The organism is Aeromonas sp. s10, from assembly GCF_040907975.1.
Classification (GTDB): Bacteria; Pseudomonadota; Gammaproteobacteria; order Enterobacterales; family Aeromonadaceae; genus Aeromonas; species Aeromonas caviae.
The window spans coordinates 13,568-36,958 of sequence record NZ_JBFOCV010000011.1 but is presented as its reverse complement, the minus strand read 5'-3'; the positions used below and the strand labels follow the sequence as shown (position 1 = coordinate 36,958).

Annotated in this window: 16 protein-coding genes; 8 read left to right on the top strand and 8 right to left on the bottom strand. The window is 62.1% G+C overall.

Annotated features, from left to right (window positions below; translation table 11 throughout):
- The first annotated feature begins 102 nt into the window (after positions 1-102).
- Positions 103-1,791 carry an FAD-dependent oxidoreductase gene (locus tag AB5Y59_RS03060; RefSeq protein WP_368211473.1) on the top strand — a complete coding sequence of 563 codons (1,689 nt, stop codon included), beginning with the start codon at positions 103-105 and terminating at the stop codon, positions 1,789-1,791.
- A gap of 71 nt (positions 1,792-1,862) precedes the next feature.
- On the opposite strand, the gene AB5Y59_RS03055 is transcribed toward AB5Y59_RS03060, so the two are convergent.
- The 5 genes from AB5Y59_RS03055 to AB5Y59_RS03035 are packed head-to-tail and all read right to left on the bottom strand — an operon-like array spanning position 1,863 to position 6,973.
- Positions 1,863-2,291 carry an ion channel gene (locus AB5Y59_RS03055; protein WP_029314329.1) on the bottom strand — a complete coding sequence of 143 codons (429 nt, stop codon included), beginning with the start codon at positions 2,289-2,291 and terminating at the stop codon, positions 1,863-1,865.
- Between the two features lies 1 nt (position 2,292).
- Positions 2,293-3,321 (bottom strand): hypothetical protein, encoded by a 1,029-nt coding sequence (locus AB5Y59_RS03050; protein WP_268452019.1) that lies wholly within the window; start codon positions 3,319-3,321, stop codon positions 2,293-2,295.
- An 8-nt stretch (positions 3,322-3,329) separates the two neighbouring features.
- A complete protein-coding gene (locus tag AB5Y59_RS03045) occupies positions 3,330-4,421 on the bottom strand; it encodes an HlyD family secretion protein (RefSeq protein WP_266109801.1) in 1,092 nt (363 codons plus the stop codon).
- Entirely contained in the window at positions 4,414-5,931 is a 1,518-nt protein-coding gene (locus AB5Y59_RS03040) for an efflux transporter outer membrane subunit (RefSeq protein ID WP_139736571.1), read from the bottom strand. Before AB5Y59_RS03040 ends, AB5Y59_RS03045 begins: the two co-directional genes overlap by 8 nt.
- Before the next feature lie 4 nt (positions 5,932-5,935).
- Positions 5,936-6,973 carry an AI-2E family transporter gene (locus AB5Y59_RS03035; protein WP_368211472.1) on the bottom strand — a complete coding sequence of 346 codons (1,038 nt, stop codon included), beginning with the start codon at positions 6,971-6,973 and terminating at the stop codon, positions 5,936-5,938.
- Between the two features lie 552 nt (positions 6,974-7,525).
- On the opposite strand from AB5Y59_RS03035, the gene AB5Y59_RS03030 reads away from it, so the two are divergent.
- Together AB5Y59_RS03030 and pbpC are read left to right on the top strand one after the other, a co-directional pair.
- Positions 7,526-12,370 carry an alpha-2-macroglobulin gene (locus AB5Y59_RS03030; protein ID WP_368211499.1) on the top strand — a complete coding sequence of 1,615 codons (4,845 nt, stop codon included), beginning with the start codon at positions 7,526-7,528 and terminating at the stop codon, positions 12,368-12,370.
- Positions 12,336-14,744, top strand: coding sequence for a penicillin-binding protein 1C (pbpC, locus tag AB5Y59_RS03025; RefSeq protein ID WP_368211471.1), 2,409 nt, complete (start codon positions 12,336-12,338; stop codon positions 14,742-14,744). Before AB5Y59_RS03030 ends, pbpC begins: the two co-directional genes overlap by 35 nt.
- A gap of 88 nt (positions 14,745-14,832) precedes the next feature.
- Here pbpC and AB5Y59_RS03020 read toward each other — a convergent pair whose 3' ends face one another.
- Complete coding sequence (locus AB5Y59_RS03020; protein ID WP_128343392.1) at positions 14,833-15,792, bottom strand: hypothetical protein; 960 nt, start codon at positions 15,790-15,792, stop codon at positions 14,833-14,835.
- 164 nt (positions 15,793-15,956) lie between these two features.
- Here AB5Y59_RS03020 and thiI point away from each other — a divergent pair, with 164 nt between their 5' ends.
- Complete coding sequence (thiI, locus tag AB5Y59_RS03015) at positions 15,957-17,405, top strand: tRNA uracil 4-sulfurtransferase ThiI (RefSeq protein WP_128271894.1); 1,449 nt, start codon at positions 15,957-15,959, stop codon at positions 17,403-17,405.
- Between the two features lie 75 nt (positions 17,406-17,480).
- On the opposite strand, the gene AB5Y59_RS03010 is transcribed toward thiI, so the two are convergent.
- A complete protein-coding gene (locus AB5Y59_RS03010; RefSeq protein WP_039038657.1) occupies positions 17,481-17,873 on the bottom strand; it encodes a hypothetical protein in 393 nt (130 codons plus the stop codon).
- A gap of 101 nt (positions 17,874-17,974) precedes the next feature.
- Positions 17,975-18,607, bottom strand: a complete 633-nt coding sequence (locus AB5Y59_RS03005) for a trimeric intracellular cation channel family protein (RefSeq protein WP_041212810.1) — start codon at positions 18,605-18,607, stop codon at positions 17,975-17,977.
- A 382-nt stretch (positions 18,608-18,989) separates the two neighbouring features.
- Between AB5Y59_RS03005 and AB5Y59_RS03000 the strand changes: the two genes are divergently transcribed.
- The 4 genes from AB5Y59_RS03000 (at position 18,990) to fliD (ending at position 23,391) form a co-directional block, all read left to right on the top strand.
- Entirely contained in the window at positions 18,990-19,910 is a 921-nt protein-coding gene (locus AB5Y59_RS03000) for a flagellin (RefSeq protein ID WP_139736566.1), read from the top strand.
- A gap of 628 nt (positions 19,911-20,538) precedes the next feature.
- Positions 20,539-21,456, top strand: coding sequence for a flagellin (locus tag AB5Y59_RS02995; protein ID WP_139736565.1), 918 nt, complete (start codon positions 20,539-20,541; stop codon positions 21,454-21,456).
- Positions 21,457-21,497: 41 nt separating this feature from the next.
- Positions 21,498-21,962 carry a flagellar protein FlaG gene (locus tag AB5Y59_RS02990; RefSeq protein ID WP_235671645.1) on the top strand — a complete coding sequence of 155 codons (465 nt, stop codon included), beginning with the start codon at positions 21,498-21,500 and terminating at the stop codon, positions 21,960-21,962.
- A gap of 31 nt (positions 21,963-21,993) precedes the next feature.
- The gene (gene fliD / locus AB5Y59_RS02985; protein ID WP_180344770.1) at positions 21,994-23,391 is read left to right on the top strand and encodes a flagellar filament capping protein FliD; all 1,398 of its coding nucleotides are present in this window, start codon (positions 21,994-21,996) and stop codon (positions 23,389-23,391) included.

Genomic DNA, 23,391 nt, shown 5'->3' with positions numbered 1-23,391 from the left:
AGGGCAAGAATACTGCAAATCCGTGGCAAACAAAATTTCATTGAATTCTAAATTAGACAAGTCTAATTTATTGGTCATTTCCTGTTGAGTGGAGTCTTGCAGATGAAACGGATCCTGATTGTGGGTGGTGTGGCCGGGGGGGCGTCCGCCGCCGCCCGTGCCCGCCGTTTGAGCGAAGAGGCGGAGATCGTGATGTTCGAGCGGGGCGAGTTCGTGAGCTTCGCCAATTGCGGTCTGCCTTATCACATCGGGGGGGATATCCCGGATCGGGATGCCCTGCTGCTGCAGACACCGCAAAGCTTCAAGCGCCGCTTCAACGTGGATGTGCGGGTGTTTCACGACGTCATCGAGATAGACAGGGCCGGCAAGAGCCTGCTGGTGCGCAACCTGCTGACCGGCGAAGAGCGGCGCGAAGCCTACGACGTGCTACTGCTGAGCCCGGGCGCCGCCCCCATCCGGCCTCCCTTCCCCGGCATCGAGAGCCCGGGGGTACACACCCTGCGGAGCATTCCCGACATGGATCGCATCCTGGCGGCGCTGGCGCACGACAAGCCCCGCCACGTCACCGTGGTGGGGGGCGGTTTCATCGGGCTGGAGATGATGGAGGCGCTGCACCAGCGCAAGCTGGATGTCACCCTGCTTGAGCTCTCCGATCAGGTGATGGCGCCGGTGGACAAGGAGATGGCCAACCTGCTCCACGCCCGCATCCGGGAGGAGGGGGTCGATCTTCGCCTGCGTACCGGCCTTGCTGCCATCGAAAGCCTGGAGGTGCCTGCCGAGAAGACCGCCGCCGTGGCGACCGCCCAGCGGGGTGGACTGCGCCTGACCCTGAGCGACGGCTCTCATCTCGACACCGGCCTGCTGATCCTCGCCATCGGCGTCAAGCCCGAGACTCTGCTCGCCGCCAAGGCGGGGCTGGTGCTGGGACCGCGGGGCGGCATCAAGGTGGATGCGGGCATGCGCACCTCGGATCCCTTCATCTTCGCGGTGGGGGACGCGGTGGAGGAGACCGACTTCGTCACCGGCGAATCCGTGCTCATTCCCCTGGCGGGCCCGGCCAACCGGCAGGGGCGCATTGCCGCCGACAACATGCTGGGGCGAAGCGAAACCTACAAGAAGACGCAAGGGACCGCCATCTGCAAGCTGTTCGATCTGGCGGTGGCGAGCACGGGGCTGAACGAGAAGCGGCTGGTGCAGCTGGGGCTGCCGTTCGAGAAGGTCTATGTCCACCCGGGCAGCCACGCCGGCTACTACCCCGGTGCCCACCCGGTCAGCCTCAAGCTGCTGTTTGCCCCCGATGGCAAGATCTACGGCGCCCAGGCCATCGGCAAGGATGGTATCGACAAGCGCATCGACGTGCTGGCGGTGGCCCAGCGCGCCGGTCTCACCGTCTTTGATCTGCAGGATCTGGAGCTTACCTATGCGCCGCCCTTCGGCTCGGCCAAGGATGTGATCAACATGGCGGGCTTCGTGGCGAGCAACCACTTGAAGGGGGACAGCATCCTCTGCCACGCAGCCGAGGTGCAGGCTCGCCACCCCCATCAGCAGGTGGTGGATGTGCGAAACGGCCCCGAACTCGACAAGCTGGGGCGCATTCCGGGGGCGCTGCACATTCCTCTGGACGAGCTGCGCAGCCGTCTTGATGAGTTGCCCAAGGATAAAGAGCTGCTCATCAGCTGCCAGGTGGGACTGCGGGGTCACGTGGCCTGCCGCCTGCTGAGCCAGCACGGTTTTCGGGTCAAGAACCTCTCCGGCGGTTTCAAGACCTGGCAGACGGTGATCGCCGAGTAGATCCTGTGGCTGAAATGGCCCGATTGATCACTCTGTATGCAAACGGGGTTGCCGCAGGTGGCCCCTCGCTCTCAGGGGGGGCTGTCAGCGAGCTGATTGCGAATGTGGTGCTGCAAGACCGCGAGCATGGAGGCGCCGGAGAGGCCTATCATCAGGGCACCGTTGACCGCCTCCAGGGGGCCGAGCAGCTTCCACTGCGGGCTCATGACGATGTCGCCATAGCCCAGAGTGGCGAAGTTGACCCCGGAGTGATAGACGGCCTCCTGCAGGGTATCGAACTCCCCGAGCCACAGGAAGAGCCCGCCCCAGACGCCGATCTGGGCCAGGTTGCCCAGCATCACCAGAGTGATGATGCCAAACAAAGCCAGCATGCCGGCCAGGGCCCCCTCGCGTCGATTGAATCGCTTGACGTAGAAGCGGATGCACCAGACGGATACCAGGGATTGCAGCAGCATGTTGACCAGGATCACCGGGATGCCGACCAAAAAAATCGTTAACATATCAATCTCCTAGCTTGGCTTCTGCCAGTGGGCGGCCGACTGGCCACCACTGTTCGAGCAGCAAGATACAGAGCCAGCCATAGCCGGCCACCACCAGATAGAGGCCGCAACGCATGGCGGCCGCCAACCACACATCCTTGCCGGTGGCGCTGTCCTCGATGGCCGGGCCAAACAGGATGAGCGCCGTGATCCAGGCGTTGCTCCAGAAGGATGGCGGGAAACGCCCCGCCACCAGCCGCACCAGGCGCCGCGCCAGCCAGAGGGTCATCAGGGCCAGCATCAGCACCAGCATCAGGAGCGAGGGCCAGAGGCTGAGCCCGAGCCAGAGTGCGAACGCCAGCAGGGCGCCCATCAGGGTCGAGAGCACCAGCTCCTGGCCCGCCTGTCTGGCGTTGAGGGAGGTACTCTGCTGGGCCAGGGTCACCGTCTTCATCACCGCCGGAATGTAGAACGCCGGATTGCCGAGGGCCATCAGCCACACCGGCAGCACCATGGCGACGGCGCGCAGCGCCAGCCGCTCGGGGTGTTCGGGGGGCAATGGCACGGGCCTTGCCGCCGCCCCGGCCACCGGCAGGGGAGGGAAGAGCGCGTGGGCCAGGCGGTTGACCAGGGTGCCTATCAGGATCCCCAGTCCCATCATCTGGGCAAGGGCGATGGCAAGGGACTGCTCGATGAGACCGGCCACTGGGATCACCGTGATGGCCATGATGAGCAGCATGGCGGCGGCCCCCTTGCCGGCCATCGCCTGCTGCATCAGCAGGTAGAGCAGCAGGGCGACGAGCAGCACGGCCGCCAGGGCATAGTGGGTCAGCAGGGGCACCAGCAGCACGCCGCCGACCATCATGGCCAGCAGCAGAGCGCCACCCAGCAACCCTTTGCCAAGGCTGAGCGGCTCGCCGGGTCGGCACAACACCACCCAGGCCATGATGACCCCGAGGTGGGGCATGGGTAGCGCCAGGCCGTAACAGATCCCCGTCGCGAGCCCGATGCCCGTGCCAATGCGCAGTACAGCCCTGTCGGCGTTATGCATCTGGCGTCTCAATAGAGGAAGGAGAAGAGGCTCATCAGGCGGATATAGAGCGTCCCCAGGAGGTGCATCACCCCGCTCTCGCCGGTGTAGACCAGCACGTCGGCCTGACCACCGATCCGCAGCGCCTCGACCGGTGGAAAGTCGTCGCCCTTGAAGGCGACCTTGACCGGGAAACGCTGGGCCTGGCGCAGCCAGTCGCGGTTGTTGTCCACCGTGGGAAGGGTACCGGCGGGCTGGTTCTTGCCATCGCCCACCCCGTAGCCGACGCTGCGGATCTTCCCCTCGAACAGCTGTCCAGGCAGGCTGTCGAGCAGGATGGCGACCTTGTCCCCTGGTCGAATGTTGCCGAGGTTGTTCTCCGTCAGATCCGCCGATACCCAGACGTCGTGGATGGCGATCAGGGTCATGGCCGGTGCACCTGCCCCGATGAACTGGCCTGCATCCGTGCTGAGGTCGGTGATGAGCCCCCGACCCGGCGCCACCACGCGGGTGTTCTGGCGATCCAGCTCGGCCTTGTGCACCGCCGAGCGGGCACTGAGCAGCTGGGAGTTGTCATCGCCGCTCGCCCCGGCGGCCTCGATGGTGCGGCGAACGTCGGCTTCGGCTGCCGCCACCTGACTCTTGGCGGTCTCGCGGCTGGCCTGGGCCACCTCCAGGCGACGCACCGAAATGGCCCCCGGATCTTCCCGATAGAGCCGCTCCTGGCGCTCAGCATCCTTGGCCGCGTTGTCGTAGGCAGCGCGCATGGCCATCAGGGAAGCCTCGGCCGCCTTGACCCCTTCGGTATTCGCCTTGACGCCGCTCAGCACCGTCTGGTAGTCGGATCTGGCCTTGGCCAGGGCGATGTCATAAGGCTCGGGATCGATCTCGAACAGGGGGGCGCCAGCCTCCACGTCCTGATTGTCGTGGACATAGACCCGCTTGATCTGGCCTGCCACCTCGGCGGCGACGGGGACCACGAAGGCCTGCACCCGGGCCTGGGAGCTGTAGGGGGTCAACCTGTCCGCCAGCAGATACCAGATGAGCAGGAGGAGGATCGCGGCCAGCAGCCCGAGGGTGGCGCGGCGGCTGGCCTGGCCGGGAGAGGCTGTGTCAGTCATGGGAGTTTGCCTTCTGTGTCATGGGGGAGTGGGCTGCGTCGAGCAGGGGGGCCCAGTCGGCGCGCGTGCGCAGTTGAGCCTCCACCTTGGGGGTCACCAGGGGACGTTCGCGCCCCTGTTCCCAACCGCCACCCAGTGCCTTGTAGAGGGTGATGAGGTCGCGCATCCGCGCACCACGGCTGTTGACCAGGCGCTCCTGCTGGTTGAACAGGGCACGCTGGGAGTCGAGCACCCGCTGGAAGTCCGCCATCCCCTCGCGGTACTGGGTGTTGGCGATTTCGAGGGAGCGGCGGGCGGCTTCGCCGGTCTGGGTCAGCAGGGCGATCTCCTCCTGGCCGTTGGCATAGGCCACGGCCGCGTCATCCACCTCGCGGGCCGCCTTGAACACGCTGTCGCGATAGCGTTCGTGAAGCTGCTGGAAGCGGGCGTCCTGCACCAGGATCTGGTTGCCGAGCCGTCCCTGATCCAGCAGGTTCCAGCTCAGCGACGGCCCGACGCCCCAGGAGAAGGTGCCACTTTCCCCGCCGCTGGCATTGACTCCCAGGGTGCCGAGCAGGGTGATGGAGGGGTAGAGCTCGCTCTCGGCCACCCCTATGAGGGCCGACTGGGCGGCCAGCTGACGCTCGGCCACCCGCACGTCAGGACGGCGGCGCAGCAGATCCGCGGGCATCTCGGTGACCAGGGCCAGCTCGCCCTGGGGGATCCTGCCGGTGTTGGTGGTCATCTCGGGCAGGGGACCCGGGGCGCGGGCGAGCAGGGTGGAGAGGGCGTTCTGGCTTTGGCGCAGGCTGGTCTCGAGCTGGGGAATGCCGGACAGGGTGCCCAGGTACTGGGTCCTGGCCTGCTGCACGTCCAGCTCGGCGCTGTTGCCGCTCTTGAACAGTCGCTCGGTGATCTCCAGGCTGCGCCGCTGGATGCGGGCATTCTCCCGGGCGATCTGGAGCCTGGCCTCCAGGGTACGGATGCTCACATAGAGCTGGGCCACCTGGGCGGCCATTAACACCTGGATGTCGTCATACTGGGCCAGGGTCGAGAAATAGCTGGCATCCGCCGCCTCGACTCCGCGCTGGAACTTGCCCCAGAAGTCGAGTTCCCAGCCGAGGTTGAAGCCGGCGCCGTAGCTGCTGCCCGCGCTGCTGTGGCCGCCCCGGGTCTGACCTGCCTGGAGGAATTCTGCCGTTCCCACCGTCGCCTGGGGGCCGAGCAGGCTCTCGGCGATGCCAAGCTGGGCCTGGGCCTCGAGGATCCGCAGGCCGGCGATCCGCACGTCCGGATTATTGAGGAAGGCCTCCTCCACCAGGGCGCTCAGCACGGGATCGTGCAAGTTGTCCCACCATCGTCGGTAGTCGGTCACCGTCACCGCCTGCTTACCCTCGCTGGCGCTGTGCCAGTTGGTCATCTCCTCGACACCGGGGGCCTGATAATCTGGCCCGAGCAGAGTACAGGCACCGAGCAGCAGGCAGGTGCCCCCTGCAAACAGGGGGCGAAGGAGAGAAAGTGCGTCGGCCATGGGGTTATTTTTCCGCGTTGGCCAGACCGTCGTCGACCCATGCCATGAAGATGCGATAGCCGATGGAGAGCAGGGTCGCCCCGATGAACATGCCGAGGATGCCGTTGGTAGCCATGCCGCCCAGGGCCCCCAGCAGCACTACCGGCATGGGGGCATCGACACCACGGCCCAGCAGCAGGGGCTTGAGCACGTTGTCGGCCATGCCGGCCACGATCAGCAGCACGGTATAGAGCACGTTGAGCAGGGTGCCGTGATCCCCCGCCATCCACATGAAGGCGATGGCCGGTCCCGTGACCAGGATGACAGGGATCTGGGCGATGCCCAGGATCAGCGCCAGGACGAAGAAGATGCCGACCGCCGGGATCCCGGCGAGGGACATGATGACCCCGGCCAGCAGGGCCTGGATGAAGGCGACCCCGATAACCCCCATGGCCACGGCCCGGATGGTGCTGGTGCACAGCTTGGTCAGGGCTAGGCCCTTGCGCTCATCGGTGATGCGTATGGCGATGCGATCGGCGCTGATGGCGCCCGGCTCCCCCCAGGCCATGATGATGCCGGCCACGATGAAGGAGGCGACGAAGCCCAGCAGGCCTCCCCCCATGCTGGCGAGCATGGCGACAGTCTGCTTGGCCATGTCGCCGAGCTGCGGCTTGTAGCTGATGAGGAGGCCGGGCAAGTCCACCGATGCCTTCATCCAGAGGCCATGGATCTTGGTACCAACGAGGGGGATGTCGGCAATCCCGGCGGAGGGGGGCGGGATCACCAGGGTGTGGTTCTCCACCTTGTCGACCAGGGCGCTGACGCTGTCGCCCAGGGAGCCCAGCATGGCGGCGGTGGGGGCCACGATGAGCAGGATGCTCAGCAGGATCAGCAGAGTGGCGGCACGCCCCTGTTTCCCCCCGAGACGGGCGGCGAGGCGCTGATGGAGGGGGTAGAGGGTGACCGCTAGGATCAGGGCCCACAGCATCATGTTCATGAAGGGGGAGAAGACGGTGAAGCAGAACGAGCCTAGCGCCAGAATAAGGCCAAATTTGATGAACATGTCCAGAAATCTGGCGACCACTCTCTTTTCAACGAGGGACAGATCGTTATTTTCCATTCTGATATGACTCCAGCGAGGGATGGATGCACGACCCCGCTGACCCCGTGTGAACTCAAGGTCGGCATTCTGGTCGATGGGCAATTGACAAGTCTGTTTTCAATGGTTGAGGCATACATCGAGCGCACCTGCACGTTATGTATGGCACAGGTGTTCAAGGCTTAAGAAATATTTATCTGCTTGATATGTCGTTGATTGGAAGGCCTGCGTTGAGCGGGGCCGAGCATAATGAATGGCCCGATCGCGCACAAGTGAACAGTGGTGCCCGGTTTAGCCCGGGTTCAGAAAATCACGACAATCCCCTTTCCTGGAACAGGAGATCGCATACGGGGCCTCGAATAAACCTCGCGCTTCACAGGGCGTCGTGCCCGCGTCCGTGGCGATGTAGGCATCTCTGTTGGCCGATGCCGCCCGACATGGCAGTTGGTGTTCCCGGGAGCGACGCTTTATTCTATTGGCTCCTGCGCTGCGGCGATCCAACCCGGGATGAACACCATGCTCCTCTCTCTCTCCTGCCCCGTGACTCGTCTTCCCCGTGTGGCCTGGCTGGCGGCGCTGCTGCTGGCCGGTTGCGGCCCCGACAAACCTGCCAGCCAGGTGCCGACGACTGACCCGATGGCCCGGCAGGAGGCCGGGGCGCCAACTTCTGTAGTGCAGGCCAATGCCCGTCAATATCGGGATGCCCCGGCGCTGGCGCTGGTCTTCTCCGGCCCAGTGGCGCCCAAAGCAAACTGGCAGAGCTGGCTTTCTGTGAGTGAAGGGGGCAAGCAGGTGCAGGGGGAGTGGATCCTGGCCGACGATGGTCGCACCCTCTATTTCCCGAACGTGCAACCCGACAAAAGCTACGAGGTGAGCCTCAAGGCGGGGCTGGGCCCATCCCCCCAGCGCTGGACCCTCAAGACCCGGCCGCTGGAGGCGGGGGCGTCGTTTACCGCGAGCGGCATGGTGTTGCCGCTGCGCGACGAGCTGCGCCTGCCCATCAGCGCGGTCAACGTGGACGAGATCAATATCGACTTCTTCCGGGTCGATGCGGAGTATCTGCCCCGTTTCCTGGCCGAGTATCGCCCCGGTGCCGGCATGGGCAACTGGGAGCTTGAGCAGATCACCAAGCGGGCCAAGCGGGTGTTCAGCGGCCGTTACGCGCTGGAGCTCGATGCCAACCGGCGCGAGACCCGCCTCATCAATGTGAAGGAGCCGCAGCTGGCGGAGGCTGGCGTCTACTTTGCGGTAATGTCCCCCCTTGGCAACTACGACTGGCGCAAGGAGACCACCTACTTTGCGGTGAGCGACATGGGGCTCAGTGCCCGCCGTTACCGCGATGAGCTGGAGGTGTTCGTGAGCTCCCTGGCCAGCGCCGACCCCCTCAAGGATGTGCAGCTCTCCTTGCTCGACGAGAAGGGCAACCGGCTGCAGGTGCAAACCACCGACCCCCAAGGTCATCGCCGCTTCGATCAGGTGCAGGGTGCTCGCCTGCTGCTGGCCGAGCAGGGCAAGCATCTGGCGGTGCTGCGCCTCGATGGCGCGGCCCTCGATCTCTCCACCTTCGATCTCGGCACCCAGCCCTGGCAGGCCCAGCAGCTCTATCTGTTCAGCGGACGCGACCTCTATCGCCCCGGCGAGCGGCTCGACAGCGAAATCCTGCTTAAAGGACAAGATGGTCAGCTGCTGCCGGGCATGGCGGTGGATCTGGAGGTGAAACAGCCGGACGGCCAGCTGCTCGAACAAAAGCGCCTGCTGCCGGACAATTTGGGCGCGGCCCACTACGGCTTGCGTCTGCCGGACGATGCGCCGCTCGGGCGCTGGACCATCAATCTCAAGACCGCTGCCGGTAGCCGCTTCGAGTGGCCTTTCCTGGTGGAGGAGTTTCTGCCGGAGCGGCTGAAACTGCAGCTTGGCAAGGGGCAGGATGGGGAAGTCATGGATCTGGACGCCGCCCTGACGCTGCCACTGCAAGGGGACTATCTCTACGGTGCGCCAGCGAGCGCCACCAAGGCCAAGGCGGAGGTGAAGTTAAGCCGCGCCACCATGCCCTTTACCCAGTGGCAGGAGTTCACTCTGGGTGATGTGCTGCTCGCCGAGCAGGCCAAGGATCTCGAGGCGCTGAATCTCACCCTGGATGCGCAGGGGCAGGGGACTTTTTCGCTGGCTGATGAGCTCGATGGGGTGCGCGCCCTCGGGCCGCTGGAGGTGGCCTATCGGGTGTCGCTCGCCGAGCCCGGTGGCCGCGCAGTCAATCGCAGCCGCACCCAGTATGGCTGGCCCGCGGGCAGCCAGTGGCCGGCGCTCAAGGCCGACTTCGTGGTCGATCGGGTAGAAGGGGGCAAGCCGCTCCCCTTCCAGATCCTCAACCTCGATGACAAGGGTCATCCGGTGGCGGGGGCGGTGAAGGTGCGCCTTATCAACGAGTACCGCGACTACTACTGGCACTACGCCGATGGGGAGGGGTGGAAGTACGAATTCAACAGCCAGCCCTATCTGGAACAGGAGCAGACCCTGCAGCTGGATGGCAAGGGGCCGACCCCGCTCACGCTGCAACTGGCGGCGGGCTGGTATCGATTGGAAGTGGAGAACAGTCAGGGCCATCAATCGAGCCTGCGGGTGGAGATAGGCAGCTACGCCTGGGGCGGTGGTGGCGAGCAGGCACGGCCTGACAAGATCGCCATCACCCTCGACAAGCGCGCCTATCAGGCCGGGGAGAAGGCCAAAGTGACCCTGGTGGCCCCGCGCCCCGGCAAGGGGTTGCTGCTGGTGGAAGATGGCGACGGCCTGCGCTGGTGGCAGCGCATCGAGCTCAAGGGCGCCGGCGGCGATGCCAAGGATGCCCGCGGCGAGTTCGAGATCCCGGTCAGCCCCGAGTGGCAGCGCCATGACCTGCATATCTCGGCCCAGATCGCCGCGCCAGACAGTGACTCAAAGCCGGTGAGCCAAAAGAGTGTGCAGAGCCTGCGCTCGGTCGGTCTGGTGCCGCTCACCCTGGATCGGGAAGCGCGCCGTCTTCCGCTTACCCTGAGCGCGCCGGACAAAGCGGTGCCGCTTACCCGGCTGGAGGTGACCGCCACCTCTACCCCCAACAGTCAGGGGCGGGTGGTGCTGGCGGCGGTGGATCGGGGCGTGCTCAACATCAGCGATTATCAGCCCCTCGACCCGTTCGAGATCTTCTTTGGTCGCAAGCGCTTCGCCCAAGATTTGTTCGACAACTACGGTCAGGTGATCCCGCCACAGGATGGCAAGCTGGCCCGCCTCAACTACGGGGGTGACCGGGCGCCGCTGAAAAAGGGCGGCGCGCTGGAGAGCCGGGTCGAGATAGCTGCGCTCTGGAGCGGCGAGGTGAGTTTTGACGAGCAGGGCAAGGCGGTGATCCCGCTCGATCTGCCCAACTTCAACGGCGAGCTGGCGCTGATGGCGCTGGCCTGGAACGAACAGCAAGTCGGGGAGGCCGAGCGCGCCGTCAAGGTAGTGGCGCCCCTGGTGGCCGAGATCGGCTGGCCGCGCTTTGGCGCCAGAGGGGATGAGACCCGGGCGTTGGTGCAGCTGCGCAACATGAGCGGCGAGGATCAGACCCTCTCCCTTGTCTGGACCCTCAACGGCGGGCTGAAAGCAAACGGCGAGCTGCCCGGCACCCTTTCCCTTAAAAATGGCGAGGAGCAGTGGCTGACCCTGCCGCTCACCGTGACCGGGGCGAGCGGTGTGGCAAGCCTGCAGTTGGCGGCCAGCGGCAAGGATTTTGCCATCAGCCGCGACTGGACTTTGCCGCTGCGATCCCCCTGGCCGGCCGAGACTCGCCAGCGCTACCAGATGCTGGCTCCCGGCCAAGAGATGAGCTTTGCGCCAGCTGAGCTGGCCGGGCTGGATCGTGCCAATCTGCAGGGGCTGCTCAGCCTCTCCGGCACTCCCCCCTGGGATCCGGCAGCCCAGTGGCAGGCGCTGGCCGACTACCCCTACGCCTGTCTGGAGCAGACCTTGTCCCGTGCCTGGCCCTACTTGCTGACCACGGCCGATGAGCGGGCTTTCTGGAGCAAACCCGCAGAGGGCAAGAAAGCGGCGAGCGAGGCAGACGTGCAGCGCGCCCTGCTGCAACGGCTGCAGCGGTTGCAACTGCCAAGCGGTGGCTTTGGCCTCTGGGATGCTCGCTCCGACGAGGAGCAGTGGCTCACCGCCTATGCCGCTGACTATCTGCTGGCGCGCAAGGAGGCGGGCGATGCCGTGCCGGAGGCGATGCTCAATCAGGCTTTGAACCGGCTGCAAAGCTATCTCACCGACAGTCAGTACGGCGAGCGCTGGAGCAGTGCCCCCGAGCACAGCCGGCTGGCCTATCAGGCCTACAGTGCCTATGTGCTGGCCCGGGTTGGCAAGGCACCGCTCGCTACCCTGCGTCTTATCTGGGAGCAGCAGGCCGATCACGCCCGTTCCGGTTTGCCGCTGCTCCACCTCTCGCTGGCCCTCTCGGCCATGGGGGATGAGCAGAACGCCGCCAAGGCCCTCAGCCGGGCATTGGCGACCGAGCGCGGTGATGACTATCTGGGGGATTACGGCTCACCGCTGCGCGATGAAGCTCTTGAGCTCTCCTTGCTGCGCCAGCACAAGCTGGCTGTGGAGCGCTGGCCGGCCCTCAGTGCCAAGGTGGCCGATACCCTGGCTCACCGTCAGTGGCTCAGCACTCAGGAGCGGCTCGCCCTGCTGCGACTGGCCCGCTTCGATCCGGCCGTCGACTGGCAGGCCAGGGTAACTTCCTCTCTTGGCAGTGGATCCCTGAGCGGTTCGGCTCCGCTGCAGCAGGGCACCCCCGAGGCACTGGCCGTGAGCTCCGTCACCAACGAGGGCAAGGGATCCCTCTATGTGCAGCGCACTCTGGTCGGTTACCCCGAACAGGCACCTGCACGGATCAGCAAGGGGATGAGCGTGACCCGCAGCTGGTTCAACAGCGACGGTCAGCCGTTTGATCCCGCCAAGGTGAAGGTCGGCGATCTGGTGGTGGTGCGGCTCAATGTCAGCAGTGAATCGGCGGTGCCCGATGCCCTGCTGGTGGAGATGGTGCCCGCCGGCTTCGAGCTGGAGAACCCGGCCCTTGGCAACAGCATCAAGCTCGAAGAGCTCTCCATCGAGGGGAAACCGGCGTGGCAGAGCGAATGGAACGACTATCTCAAGCATCAGGAGTTTCGCGATGACCGCTACACGGCAGCGCTGGATCTGAGCGAGGGGAGCAACCAGCAACTGGTCTACCTGATGCGGGCGGTGACGCCGGGTCGCTATCAGGTGCCGCCGACCCAGGTGGAGGATATGTACCGACCCGAGATCCGGGCTGTGGGTGAGGATATCCACGAGGTGCGTATCTCTGAGTAACAAACCCTCCCTTGAGCGGGTTCGCCCGCTCACTTTCTGGCAGCGTGGCTGGCTGAGCCTGGGTCGCACTGGCCGCGCTGGCTGGAGCTGGCTTGGTCGTTTGCCACGCTGGCTGCGCTTTTCGGTGCTGGGCGTTGTAGCACTGCTCCTGTCATTGCTGGCGCTGGATCGACTATTCCCGCCGCCACCGCTCGACCCTGCCTACGCACGGGTGGTGCTCGACATGAAGGGGCGACCGCTGCGCGCCTTTGCCGATACCAGCGGCGTGTGGCGCTACCCCGTGACCCTGGAGCAGGTCTCCCCCCGCTATATCGAGGCGCTGCTGGGCTACGAGGATCGCTACTTCTGGCGTCATCCCGGAGTCAATCCGGTGGCCATGGTGCGCGGGGTCTGGCAGTGGCTGCGCTATGGGCGCGCCGTGTCGGGGGGCTCGACCCTCACCATGCAGGTGGCGCGCCTTATCGAGCCCTACCACAGGAGCGTGCCCGGCAAGCTGCGCCAGATGGCCCGTGCGCTGCAGCTGGAGTGGCACTACGACAAGCGCACCCTGCTCACCGTCTACCTCAATCGGGCGCCGTTTGGCGGCAACCTGGAGGGGGTGCAGGCGGCAAGTTTTGCCTATCTCGGCAAGAGTGCGGCCAAGTTGACCTATGCCGAGGCGGCGTTGTTGGCGGTGTTGCCGCAGGCTCCCAGCCGCAACCGGCCGGACAGGCATCCCGAACGGGCCCGCACCGCCCGTGACAAGGTGATGCAGCGGCTGGTAGCGCAAGGCGTCTGGCCCGAACAGGTATGGCTGGAGGGGCGTATCGAGCCGGTGCTGGCTCGCGGTCACTTCACGCCGATGGAGGCGCCGCTGTTTGCCCGCCTCGCCGCCGACCATCAGGCCGGGGCCCTGGTGCATACCACCATCGACGGCGATCTGCAGCGTTGGCTGGAGGGGCGGGTGGCGAGCTATATCCGCCGCTTCCCCGAGCAGACCTCAGCGGCGTTGCTCCTGGTCGACAACAGGACCATGGCGGTGCGCGCCTACGTGGGAAGTGCCGAGTATGGCAATTTGCGCCGCCACGGTTACCTCGACATGGTGCAGGCGATCCGCTCTCCCGGCTCTACGCTGAAGCCCTTCATCTACGGTCTGGCGATGGACGAGGGGCTGGTGCACTCGGCCTCTCTGCTCTCCGATGCGCCAAGGCTGGGCTCGGACTATCGCCCCGCCAATTTCTCCGGTGCCTTTCAGGGGCCGGTAACCCTGACCCAGGCGCTGCAGCAATCCCTCAACGTGCCGGCGGTGCAGGTGCTGGAGGCGCTCGGGGCCGACAAACTGGTCAGCCGTCTCGACAACGCCGGGGTGAGGCTGGCCCTTTCCGACAAACCCAATCCGGCCATCGCGCTGGGGGCGGCGGGCATTCGGCTTGAGCAGCTGGTGGCGCTCTACAGCTCGCTGACCCGGCAGGGGCAGGTGGCGATGCCGGTCTGGCTGGCGGGGCAGCAGGCGGTGTCACGCCCCTTGCTGAGCCAGGGAGCGGCCTGGATCATCTGGCAAATTTTGAGTGCCCAGGGACGGGCAGATCAACCTTTTGCCAGTGAGGCGACCGGCCGGGTCAACCGACTGGCCTGGAAGACCGGCACCAGCTATGGCTATCGCGACAGCTGGGCCATGGGGGTCTCCGGTCGCTGGACCATCGGCGTCTGGCTGGGGCGCCCCGACGGCACCCCCATGCCCGGCTTTTACGGCCAGAGCGCGGCGGTGCCGCTGCTGCTTTCGGTCTACTCGCGGCTCTCGGACAACAGCCCTCTGCCAGCACAACCCAACACGGTGAGCGAAGCGGAGATCTGCTGGCCCTTGGGGCGCAAGGGGAGCGCGACCCTGCCAGAGGCCTGTTTGCAGCATCAGAGCGCCTGGTTGCTGGAAGGGCGCGATCCTCCCACCTTGCCGGACCCCATGGACTGGCCCTCGCCGCTGCGCCAGGTTGCGCTCACTGTCGACGGCAAGCCGACGCTGACCCGCTGCCACGATGCGGCACAATCCGCTTTTAGAGCGCTCTGGCCGCTGTCGCTGGAGCCGTGGCGCTCACCGGGCGAGCGGCGTCAGGCGCTGCTTGCCAGGGGCTGCGCGGGGGAGGGGCTGAGCGCCGAGCAGCAGGCCCCCATCCGCATCCTGGCGCTGGGGGAGGGCAACCTTATCCGCAGTCAACGCTATCGGTTGCAGCCCAGGGTGCTGGGCGGTGTCGGCAAGCCGGCCTGGTTTCTCAACGGCCAGCGGCTGCGCTGGGACGGGGATCAAGTAGTGAGCAAGGCGGGCCGCTATCAGCTGGTGGTGGTGGATGAGGCGGGAAACAGCGATCGCATCGAGTTTCGGCTGGAAAACCCCTCCTGAGGGCGTGGTGAGCGCCAGAATATTGACGGCATCGGTGATGGTCCCGATGCCGTCAGTTGATTGTCGATTCCCCGGCAGAGGCGGGGAGTCAGGGCTTGACCTGCCCCAGCCGGGTGAAGAAATGCCGGCTCTTGCGCTGGTGGAAGTGGCTCTTCTTGATGGGATGAAACACCAGGTCGCTCTGTGGGTGACTCCCCTTGAGGTGGTGGATCATCGCCATGGCCGGTAAGCCAGTACTGACGAGCGTGGTGAGCGGCAGGGTGACGGTCTCGGGTCCCAGCAAGGGTGTGAACCCCTGCTGGGCCTGCTCGAAGCGGGTCAACACGGCGGGTTCGGCGTAGCCGCTGCCCAGCATGGCGAGCAGGGCATCGAGGGCCTGATGGAACTCGGCGAGCTGCTGACGAAAGCCGCTTCGCCCCCGCAGGGCAATGAGCTCTGCAAACGGGATGTCGGCCAGGTGAGTGGGCACTTGCAGCGGGATCTCGAGGTGGAAGCAATCCTGACCGCCGCGATTGTGGTAGCGGGATTCGAGCAGGTGAAGCAGGCGGTCGAGATAGTCGTGATCGGTAATCAGCGCCCCGTCATTGGCGAGTGCCCACTCACGGGCGAGGCGCATGGAGAGCAGGTTGGCAAAGCGGCGCGCCATTCTGATCCCCCCTTCATCCTGCGTCGCAAAGCCGTGGGTCAGACAAAACCCGTGTAGCCGCTCCAGTCCCGCCTGAGCCGGGCAGAAGCAGTCGTGGTTGGGGGCTGAACGCCAGCGGGCGATGAGCTCCCTGTTGCCAAACACCTTGTGGCGGACAAAATCGGGGGCGACCAGGCCGGCAATCTGGCTCTCGACCTGGGGCGTGATATGGGCGAAGAAGGCGGGTTGTGGCGGCTCGGCCAGCAGGTCGGTTTGCTGGCGCAGGGTCTCCAGCAGGGCGGTGAGACCGCTCTTCTCACTAACGGTGAAGACGAAGGCGAGCCGTTCCAGATAGAGCAGGGCAAACTTGAGCCAGAGCTCGTCGCGTACCTCCATGCCGGGGTAGTAGATATGGGTTTTCATGAATGCTGTGTTGCCAGGATGCAGGGGTGGGAATATACGCATGATTGCCCGGATGCGGCAAACTTTGCGTGGGGGAATGTGAGCGGCCGCTCATGCAGTAGGCGCTGCTCACAAAGTTCTGATATAATTCGCGCCCTTAAATCAAGGCCACCCGAGTCATTACCATGAAGTTCATTATCAAGCTGTTCCCTGAAATCACCATCAAGAGCAAGTCGGTTCGCCAGCGCTTCATCAAGATCCTGCAGGGCAATATCCGCAATGTCCTGCGCCGCTTCGACGACGATGCCCGGGTGCGGATGGATTGGGACAAGCTGATCGTGAGCTCCCGCAATGACCAGTTCCGCGAGCAAGCCATCGAAGCCCTGGCCTGCATCCCCGGCATTCAGGCCTTCCTCGAGGTGCAGGCCAGCAAGTTTACCGACCTGCACGACATCTTCGAGCAGGTGAAAGCCGTCTGGGGTGATCAGCTCCAGGGCAAGACCTTCTGCGTGCGTGCCAAGCGCCACGGCAAGCACGAATTCTCCTCGCTGGAGATTGAACGCTACGTGGGCGGCGGTCTGAACCAGCACTGCGTGAGCAACGGCGTGCGCCTCAAGAACCCGGATGTGAAGATCAACCTCGAGATCGATGGCGAGGAGCTCTTCATCGTCAGCGCCATCCACCAAGGGCTGAGTGGCATGCCCATCGCCACCCAGGAAGATGTGCTGAGCTTGCTCTCCGGCGGGTTTGACTCGGGTGTCGCCTCCTTCCAGTTCATCAAGCGCGGCTGCCGGGTGCACTACTGCTTCTTCAATCTGGGTGGGGCGGCTCACGAGATCGGCGTCAAGCAGGTGGCCTATCACCTGTGGAACCGTTTCGGCTCCTCCCACCGGGTGCGCTTCACCGCGGTGGACTTCGAGCCCGTGGTGGCCGAGATCCTCGAGAAAATCGACAACGGCCAGATGGGGGTGGTGCTCAAGCGGATGATGATGCGTGCCGCTGCCAAGGTGGCCGACGAGTTCCAGATCCCGGCCCTGGTGACCGGCGAGTGCGTTGGCCAGGTTTCCAGCCAGACCCTCACCAATCTGAACGTCATCGACCGGGTGACCGACAAGGTGATCCTGCGCCCGCTCATCACCTGGGACAAGCCGGACATCATCAGCGAAGCCCGCCGCATCGGCACCCTGGAGTTCGCGGAGACCATGCCGGAGTATTGCGGCGTGATTTCCAAGAAGCCGACCGTGAAGGCCGAGCTCTCCCGCATCGAGGCGGAAGAGGAGAACTTCGACTTTGCCATTCTGGACAAGGTGGTGGCCGAGGCCCGTTACCTCGACATTCGTCGCATCGGTGAAGAGACCGCCGCCGAGGTGCAGGAGGTGGAGACCACCGCCGAGAGCGGTGACGACGAGGTGATCCTGGACATTCGCTCCATGGAGGAGCATGACGACAAGCCGCTGGTGGTGGAAGGGCGCGAGATCATGCATATCCCCTTCTTCAAGCTGGCCACCGCCTTTGGTGATCTGCCGAAAGAGAAGACCTACCTGCTCTATTGCGATCGCGGCGTGATGAGCAAGCTGCAGGCGCTTTACCTGAAAGAGAAGGGCTTTGCCAACGTCAAGGTCTACCGTCCGTGATGTGACGGCAAGACGCGTATAAAAAATCCGGCCAAGGCGCCGGATTTTTTATTTCACTCGGATGAAGGTAGATGCTCAGGGGCAGGGGACCGGGGTGAAGGTTTCCTGACCCTGACAGCGCCAGCCCATCTCGGCCTGACGCATCTGCCACAGGTTGTTGCTGCGAAACAGGGTCAGGATGTAGAGCATGTCGCTACGCTGGCCATCAAGGGCCACCGAGAGCACCAGATCGTTGTCCAGCTGTTGAGCATGGATACGGGTGGGTACATCTTTATGGCCGACGAAGCGGCGAGCCACTTCGCGATAGTCGTTGACCCAGCCTTGCTGACTGCTGCTCGCCTGACGGATCTGCTGGTTGAACTGCTGCACTGGGGTGGATGCCAGACGCCCGAACAGGGCCTGTGCCCCCGCATGAGCCGCTGCCACCATCATCAGAACAAGTGTGGTAATGAGCCCAAGTTTTTGCATGAGGTTTTCCGGCTTGAAACGACCCCTGTATGACAACAGAAAAGCCGGCTTGGTTCAATCTTGTCCCTGCCGGGATGGGATCTCGCCCACTCTGAGGCTTCTCAGTTGCGCTGCAGCGAGAAGGTGGGCAGGGAGAGGTGCCAGTAGATGGCCGCCACCCGCAGACCAAATACCCCGAGCATGCTGATGAGCATGGCGCTGACCCTGTCCACCCCGACCTCCAGCGACAAGGTATAGAGGATGCCGCCCAGAATGCAGGCGGTGGCGTAGATCTCCTTTTGCAGCACCATGGGCACTTCCCGGGCCAGCACGTCACGGATCATGCCGCCCGCAACCCCCGTCATGGTGCCCATCAATACGGCGATAAGCCCCGATGTACCAAAGTTGAGGGCTTTTTGTGCCCCGATCACGGTAAAGAGCGCCAACCCGAAGGCGTCCGCCACCGGCAGCACATACCAGGGCATGCGGCGGGGCAGTTTGACCATCCACATGCCGATGAGCGCCGTGGCAATGACCACCCAGATATAGAGGGGGTCGCGCACCCAGAAGACGGGGGTGGCCCCCAGGATCATGTCGCGGATGGTGCCACCCCCGATGGCGGTGACTGCCGCCAGCACCATGACACCGAAACCGTCCATCCTGAGACGGCCGGCCACCAGTACGCCCGAAAACGCGAATACCGCAGTACCAAACATGTCGCTGATGTAAACAATCTGCTCAACCAGTGTCTGCATGGAGAACAACTCACGTCCAATAGATGATGGGGCGGCGATTTTAGGGGCAAGGTGTGGGGATGAGCAATGCTGGCGTGCAAAAGTGGGAGCCAGCGCCGGTTTCTGAAGGCTGGGTGAAGATCACGCTCCCGCCTTGTCTGATGCGGGCTGTGGCCACTATGGCCCGGGGGGCGGGCTGTCAGGTGACAAAAAATCCCGATTTTTTTCTCAAGGGTGAGGAATAGAGGCCGATATATAGGTTAGGCGGCGATTACTGCCAGAAAGGCAGAAAAAAGAAATTAAAGTCTTGTGAAAAGGCGCCGTTAACTAAACATATCAGGCACAAAACACAATAAAGCCTGAGTGAATTAAAGTTAAATTTTAATAGCTTAGGAGAAAAATCATGAGTCTGTATATCAATACCAACGTTTCATCGCTCAACGCTCAGCGTAACATGATGAACAGCACCAAATCCCTGGATACCTCCTACACCCGTCTGGCCTCCGGCCTGCGCATCAACAGCGCCAAGGACGATGCGGCAGGTCTGCAGATTTCCAACCGTCTGACCTCTCAGATCAACGGTCTGGACCAGGGCAACCGCAACGCCAACGACGGCATCTCCCTTGCTCAGACTGCTGAAGGGGCGATGGATGAAGTGACCGGTATGCTGCAACGCATGCGTACCCTGGCTCAACAATCCGCCAACGGTTCCAACTCCGCCAAGGATCGTGAAGCCCTGCAAAAAGAAGTGGATCAGCTGGGTGCCGAGATCAACCGTATCTCCACTGCAACCACCTTTGCAGGGACCAAGCTGCTTGATGGTTCATTTAGCGGTACTTTCCAAGTAGGTGCTGATGCCAACCAAACAATCGGGTTTAGTTTGGCGCAAACAGGGGGGTTTAGTATCTCTGGGATCGCAAAAGCTGCAGGAACTACGATTGATATTGTGTCTGGTCCAGCAGGGAGTGTAACAACAGCGACCGGTATCTCCCTTATTTTCACTGGCGGCAGTGCAGGTGGGATCAGTATTAGCACTCAGAGTAAGGCCCAAGCCGTTTTGGCTGCTGCTGATGCTATGTTGGAAGTCGTAGATAGCAAGCGAGCAGAACTGGGTGCGGTGCAGAACCGTCTGGATTCCACCATTCGCAACCAGGCCAATATCTCGGAAAACGTAAGCGCAGCCCGTTCTCGTATCCGCGATGCAGATTTTGCAACCGAGACCGCCAATATGACCAAGCAGAATATCCTGCAACAGGCCGCTTCCAGCATCCTGGCCCAGGCCAATCAGCGTCCGCAGTCTGCGCTCTCCCTGCTGCAGAACTAAGGTTCTGAAGCCGAGAAAAAGAAAAGGGCGGTTGTTCAGGCCGCCCTGGTAAACAAGATGGAACAATGGGGTGTTCGGATTTACGCCTTGTTCTATCGAAAGAGAAGTTCTCTTATTGGTATACCCCTCGAGTGTTGCGCAGATCGTTCACTCTGTCACCCTCGAGGTTGTTCTCCTGAGCGTAAGCTCTTCTTTGGCCGACATTGTCGGCCTTTTTTATGGGCGTCAGAGAAGCGACGTCACTTCATACTTAGCACAGGTTGTGCCAACTTTCTGCAGTTTTGGTATTTCACACATAGCTACGGCACTAAACAGTGTCATAAAGGAGGCTATGCTCTTTCGTTCTATAGCAACTTTCTTGTAAGCGGAGAGCTCTTGCCTCTTTATCTATGAAGGCGGCAATAAATTTCCTAAAGCTTCTGGTGGGAATGCCGTTACAGAGTATGAAGCAAATTGAGGGGTGTTCGGAAATCCAGCATTTGCGCAACTGCGGGTCCTGTGTCTGTTCAAACAGAGGGCCCGCCAGATGAGGCAGACTCGTTCAAGCTGTCCATCTGAACGGTGGGAACCTAGTTGTCTATGACATCTGCAGGGCCCGCAGTTTCTTGTTCATCAGGAGAAATTTTTTATGGCCATGTATATCAATACCAATACTTCATCACTGAACGCTCAGCGTAATTTGATGAATACCAGCAAGTCGATGGATACTTCCTACACTCGTCTGGCTTCTGGCCTGCGTATCAATAGCGCTAAAGATGATGCCGCGGGTTTGCAGATCTCCAACCGTCTGACCTCCCAAATCAACGGTCTGGACCAGGGCAACCGCAACGCCAACGACGGTATCTCCCTGGCGCAGACTGCAGAAGGGGCTATGGATGAAGTGACCGGTATGCTGCAGCGTATGCGTACCTTGGCACAACAATCAGCCAACGGTTCCAACTCTGATAAGGACAGAGCTGCATTGCAGAAGGAAGTAAACCAGCTCGGGGCCGAAATCAACCGTATCTCCAAGGACACCACCTTCGCCGGCACCAAGCTGCTGGATGGTAACTACAGCGGTAAATTCCAAGTCGGGGCTGATGCCAATCAGACCATTGGGTTTAGCTTGTCTCAAGCCGGAGGGTTCAGCATTTCTGGGATTGCAAAAGCTGCGGGGACTACGATTGATATCGTATCTGGCCCTGCAGGTAGTGTGACAACTGCGACTGGTATATCTCTAATCTTCGTTAGCGGTAGTGCAGGTGGCATCAGTATTAGTACTCAGAGCAAGGCCCAAGCCGTTCTGGCCGCAGCTGATGCTATGTTGGAAGTAGTTGATGGCAAGCGTGCTGAGCTGGGGGCGGTGCAGAACCGTCTGGACTCAACCATTCGCAACCAGGCCAATATCTCGGAAAACGTGAGCGCAGCACGTTCCCGTATCCGCGATGCAGACTTTGCGACAGAAACCGCCAACATGACCAAGCAGAACATCCTGCAACAGGCGGCTTCCAGCATCCTGGCCCAGGCCAACCAGCGTCCCCAGTCTGCACTGCAGCTGCTGGGTTAAGCGGGCCTTAACGTCAACATCATTGATATGAGGAGCAGCAGATGGCCAATGAAATGATAGCCATGCCTTCTGTTACTTCGACGCTAACTCAACATGGCGGCCTTCAGGCCGCCATGTCCGCTTCTTCATCCGTATCCGTTGCGGATGGATATGATGTAGTCGAACAGAAAGGCGTCGAGTCGGCAGCCAAGGCATCGCAGGAACCACTAGCACACATCAGGGCAGCCGAGCCGAGCATTGATAAGGCCTATATAGAAAAACAGGCCCAAGAATTGCAAGAACGATTGGACAACCTGAGCAAGATGAAGGGATGGACGATCAACTTCAGCTTGGTTCCCGAGCTGGAGCAGCCGGTCATCAAGGTCATTGATGTGGATACCAAGCAGGTTATTCGACAGATCCCGAGTGAAGAAATGCTCTTGATGAACAAGAGGTTGCAGGCAATGGAACAAGCTGGGAACAACTTGCCAAGTCTCTCCGGGTTGTTGTTCGATGGCCTAGTGTGACCTGATATGTTAAGTCGATAGACAGGAGGATGTGATGGCAATTACTTCAGCGGGAGCAGGGTCTGGAATCGATCTTGAGAGTGTGATTTCGGCGAGTGTGTCAGCCAAGAAGGCCCAGTTGCAACAGCCGATCATCACCAAGCAGAACAGCACCCAGATCACCTTGTCCGGCATCGGTCAGCTGAAATCCTCCATCTCTGCCTTTACCGACATTCTTGATAAATTGAGTGCGCCAGGTGCGTTCAACAAACGCGCCATCAACATCACCCAGAGCAAAGATGACCCCATTTTGAAGGTGGAGGGCAAGTCTGGTGCTTCCAACGGTCAATACAACATCATCGTCAATAAGTTGGCGGAAACGAGCCGCCAGGAGGGGATCTTCGACAGTTCGACCACCCCTCTGGCGACTCAGGATGGGCAACTGACCTTCAAGGCGGGTGACAAGACGTTCAAGGTTGATGTGAAGGCTGGGGACACCCTGCAAGATATCCGTAAAAGCATCAACAGCAATGGCGATAACTTCGGCCTGAGTGTCAACATCGTAAACACGGCTGATGGCAAGGCCAAGCTGGTGATCGACTCCGGTATCTCGGGAGACGGCAAGGATTTGACCATCACCGGCGATAACGCCGAGCTAGGGGTCTTCGAAGCCGGTGGCGGTGTGATGAGCCAGACCCGGGCAGCCAGCAGTGCCGAGATTAACGTGGATGGCAACGTCCTCAAGAGTGATACAAACACCTTTGATGATTCCATTCAGGATCTCAAGGTGACGGTACTTCGCGTTTCGGATAAAGACAGTGCGGGGGATCTCAAGGCAAACAAGGTCGATATCACGACCGATAAGACCTCCATTCAGGAGCTTGTCCAGCAGTTCGTGGATGGTTACAACACTCTGCAAGACAAGATGAATTCCCTGGGCAAACGCAACACCTTCGTGGGTGGTGTGAAGCAGGACGATGGCGGGGCTCTGGCCGGGGATTCCACCACCCGAGCGATCGAGTCTTTCATGAGCAACCTGCTGGTCAGCCCTTCTCAGAACAGCGGTACTTATTCCACCGTCTTTGAGATTGGCATCAAGATGGACAACAAGGGAAAACTGTCCCTCGACAAGACGAAGTTCGGGGAAGCTGTCGACAAGAACTTCGATCAGGTGGTGGCCCTGTTTGGGGGAGAGAAGGGGCTGGCATCTACCCTTAATTCCGGCCTGAAAGAATATACCAAGAGCGGCGGCATGCTTGCGCAACGAGAAGATGTCCTGAATTCGGATTTGCGTGCGCTGACCCAAAAAACGGCGACGGCCAATGCCCAGTTGACGAAGTATGAAGCGGCATTGCGCGCCCAGTACGGCAGTCTAGATGCCTTGTTGGTCAAGATGAACAGTTCTGCTTCTGCATTGGCAACATTGCAGACGAGTTATCAGAAGTCTTGA

What these genes read in the sequence shown, in the direction of transcription:
- AB5Y59_RS03060 (WP_368211473.1), top strand. Translation starts at nt 103, where the DNA reads ATGAAACGGATCCTGATTGTGGGTGGTGTGGCCGGGGGGGCGTCCGCC.
- AB5Y59_RS03055 (WP_029314329.1), bottom strand. Translation starts at nt 2,291, where the DNA reads ATGTTAACGATTTTTTTGGTCGGCATCCCGGTGATCCTGGTCAACATG.
- AB5Y59_RS03050 (WP_268452019.1), bottom strand. Translation starts at nt 3,321, where the DNA reads ATGCATAACGCCGACAGGGCTGTACTGCGCATTGGCACGGGCATCGGG.
- AB5Y59_RS03045 (WP_266109801.1), bottom strand. Translation starts at nt 4,421, where the DNA reads ATGACTGACACAGCCTCTCCCGGCCAGGCCAGCCGCCGCGCCACCCTC.
- AB5Y59_RS03040 (WP_139736571.1), bottom strand. Translation starts at nt 5,931, where the DNA reads ATGGCCGACGCACTTTCTCTCCTTCGCCCCCTGTTTGCAGGGGGCACC.
- AB5Y59_RS03035 (WP_368211472.1), bottom strand. Translation starts at nt 6,973, where the DNA reads ATGTTCATCAAATTTGGCCTTATTCTGGCGCTAGGCTCGTTCTGCTTC.
- AB5Y59_RS03030 (WP_368211499.1), top strand. Translation starts at nt 7,526, where the DNA reads ATGCTCCTCTCTCTCTCCTGCCCCGTGACTCGTCTTCCCCGTGTGGCC.
- AB5Y59_RS03020 (WP_128343392.1), bottom strand. Translation starts at nt 15,792, where the DNA reads ATGAAAACCCATATCTACTACCCCGGCATGGAGGTACGCGACGAGCTC.
- thiI (WP_128271894.1), top strand. Translation starts at nt 15,957, where the DNA reads ATGAAGTTCATTATCAAGCTGTTCCCTGAAATCACCATCAAGAGCAAG.
- AB5Y59_RS03010 (WP_039038657.1), bottom strand. Translation starts at nt 17,873, where the DNA reads ATGCAAAAACTTGGGCTCATTACCACACTTGTTCTGATGATGGTGGCA.
- AB5Y59_RS03005 (WP_041212810.1), bottom strand. Translation starts at nt 18,607, where the DNA reads ATGCAGACACTGGTTGAGCAGATTGTTTACATCAGCGACATGTTTGGT.
- AB5Y59_RS03000 (WP_139736566.1), top strand. Translation starts at nt 18,990, where the DNA reads ATGAGTCTGTATATCAATACCAACGTTTCATCGCTCAACGCTCAGCGT.
- AB5Y59_RS02995 (WP_139736565.1), top strand. Translation starts at nt 20,539, where the DNA reads ATGGCCATGTATATCAATACCAATACTTCATCACTGAACGCTCAGCGT.
- AB5Y59_RS02990 (WP_235671645.1), top strand. Translation starts at nt 21,498, where the DNA reads ATGGCCAATGAAATGATAGCCATGCCTTCTGTTACTTCGACGCTAACT.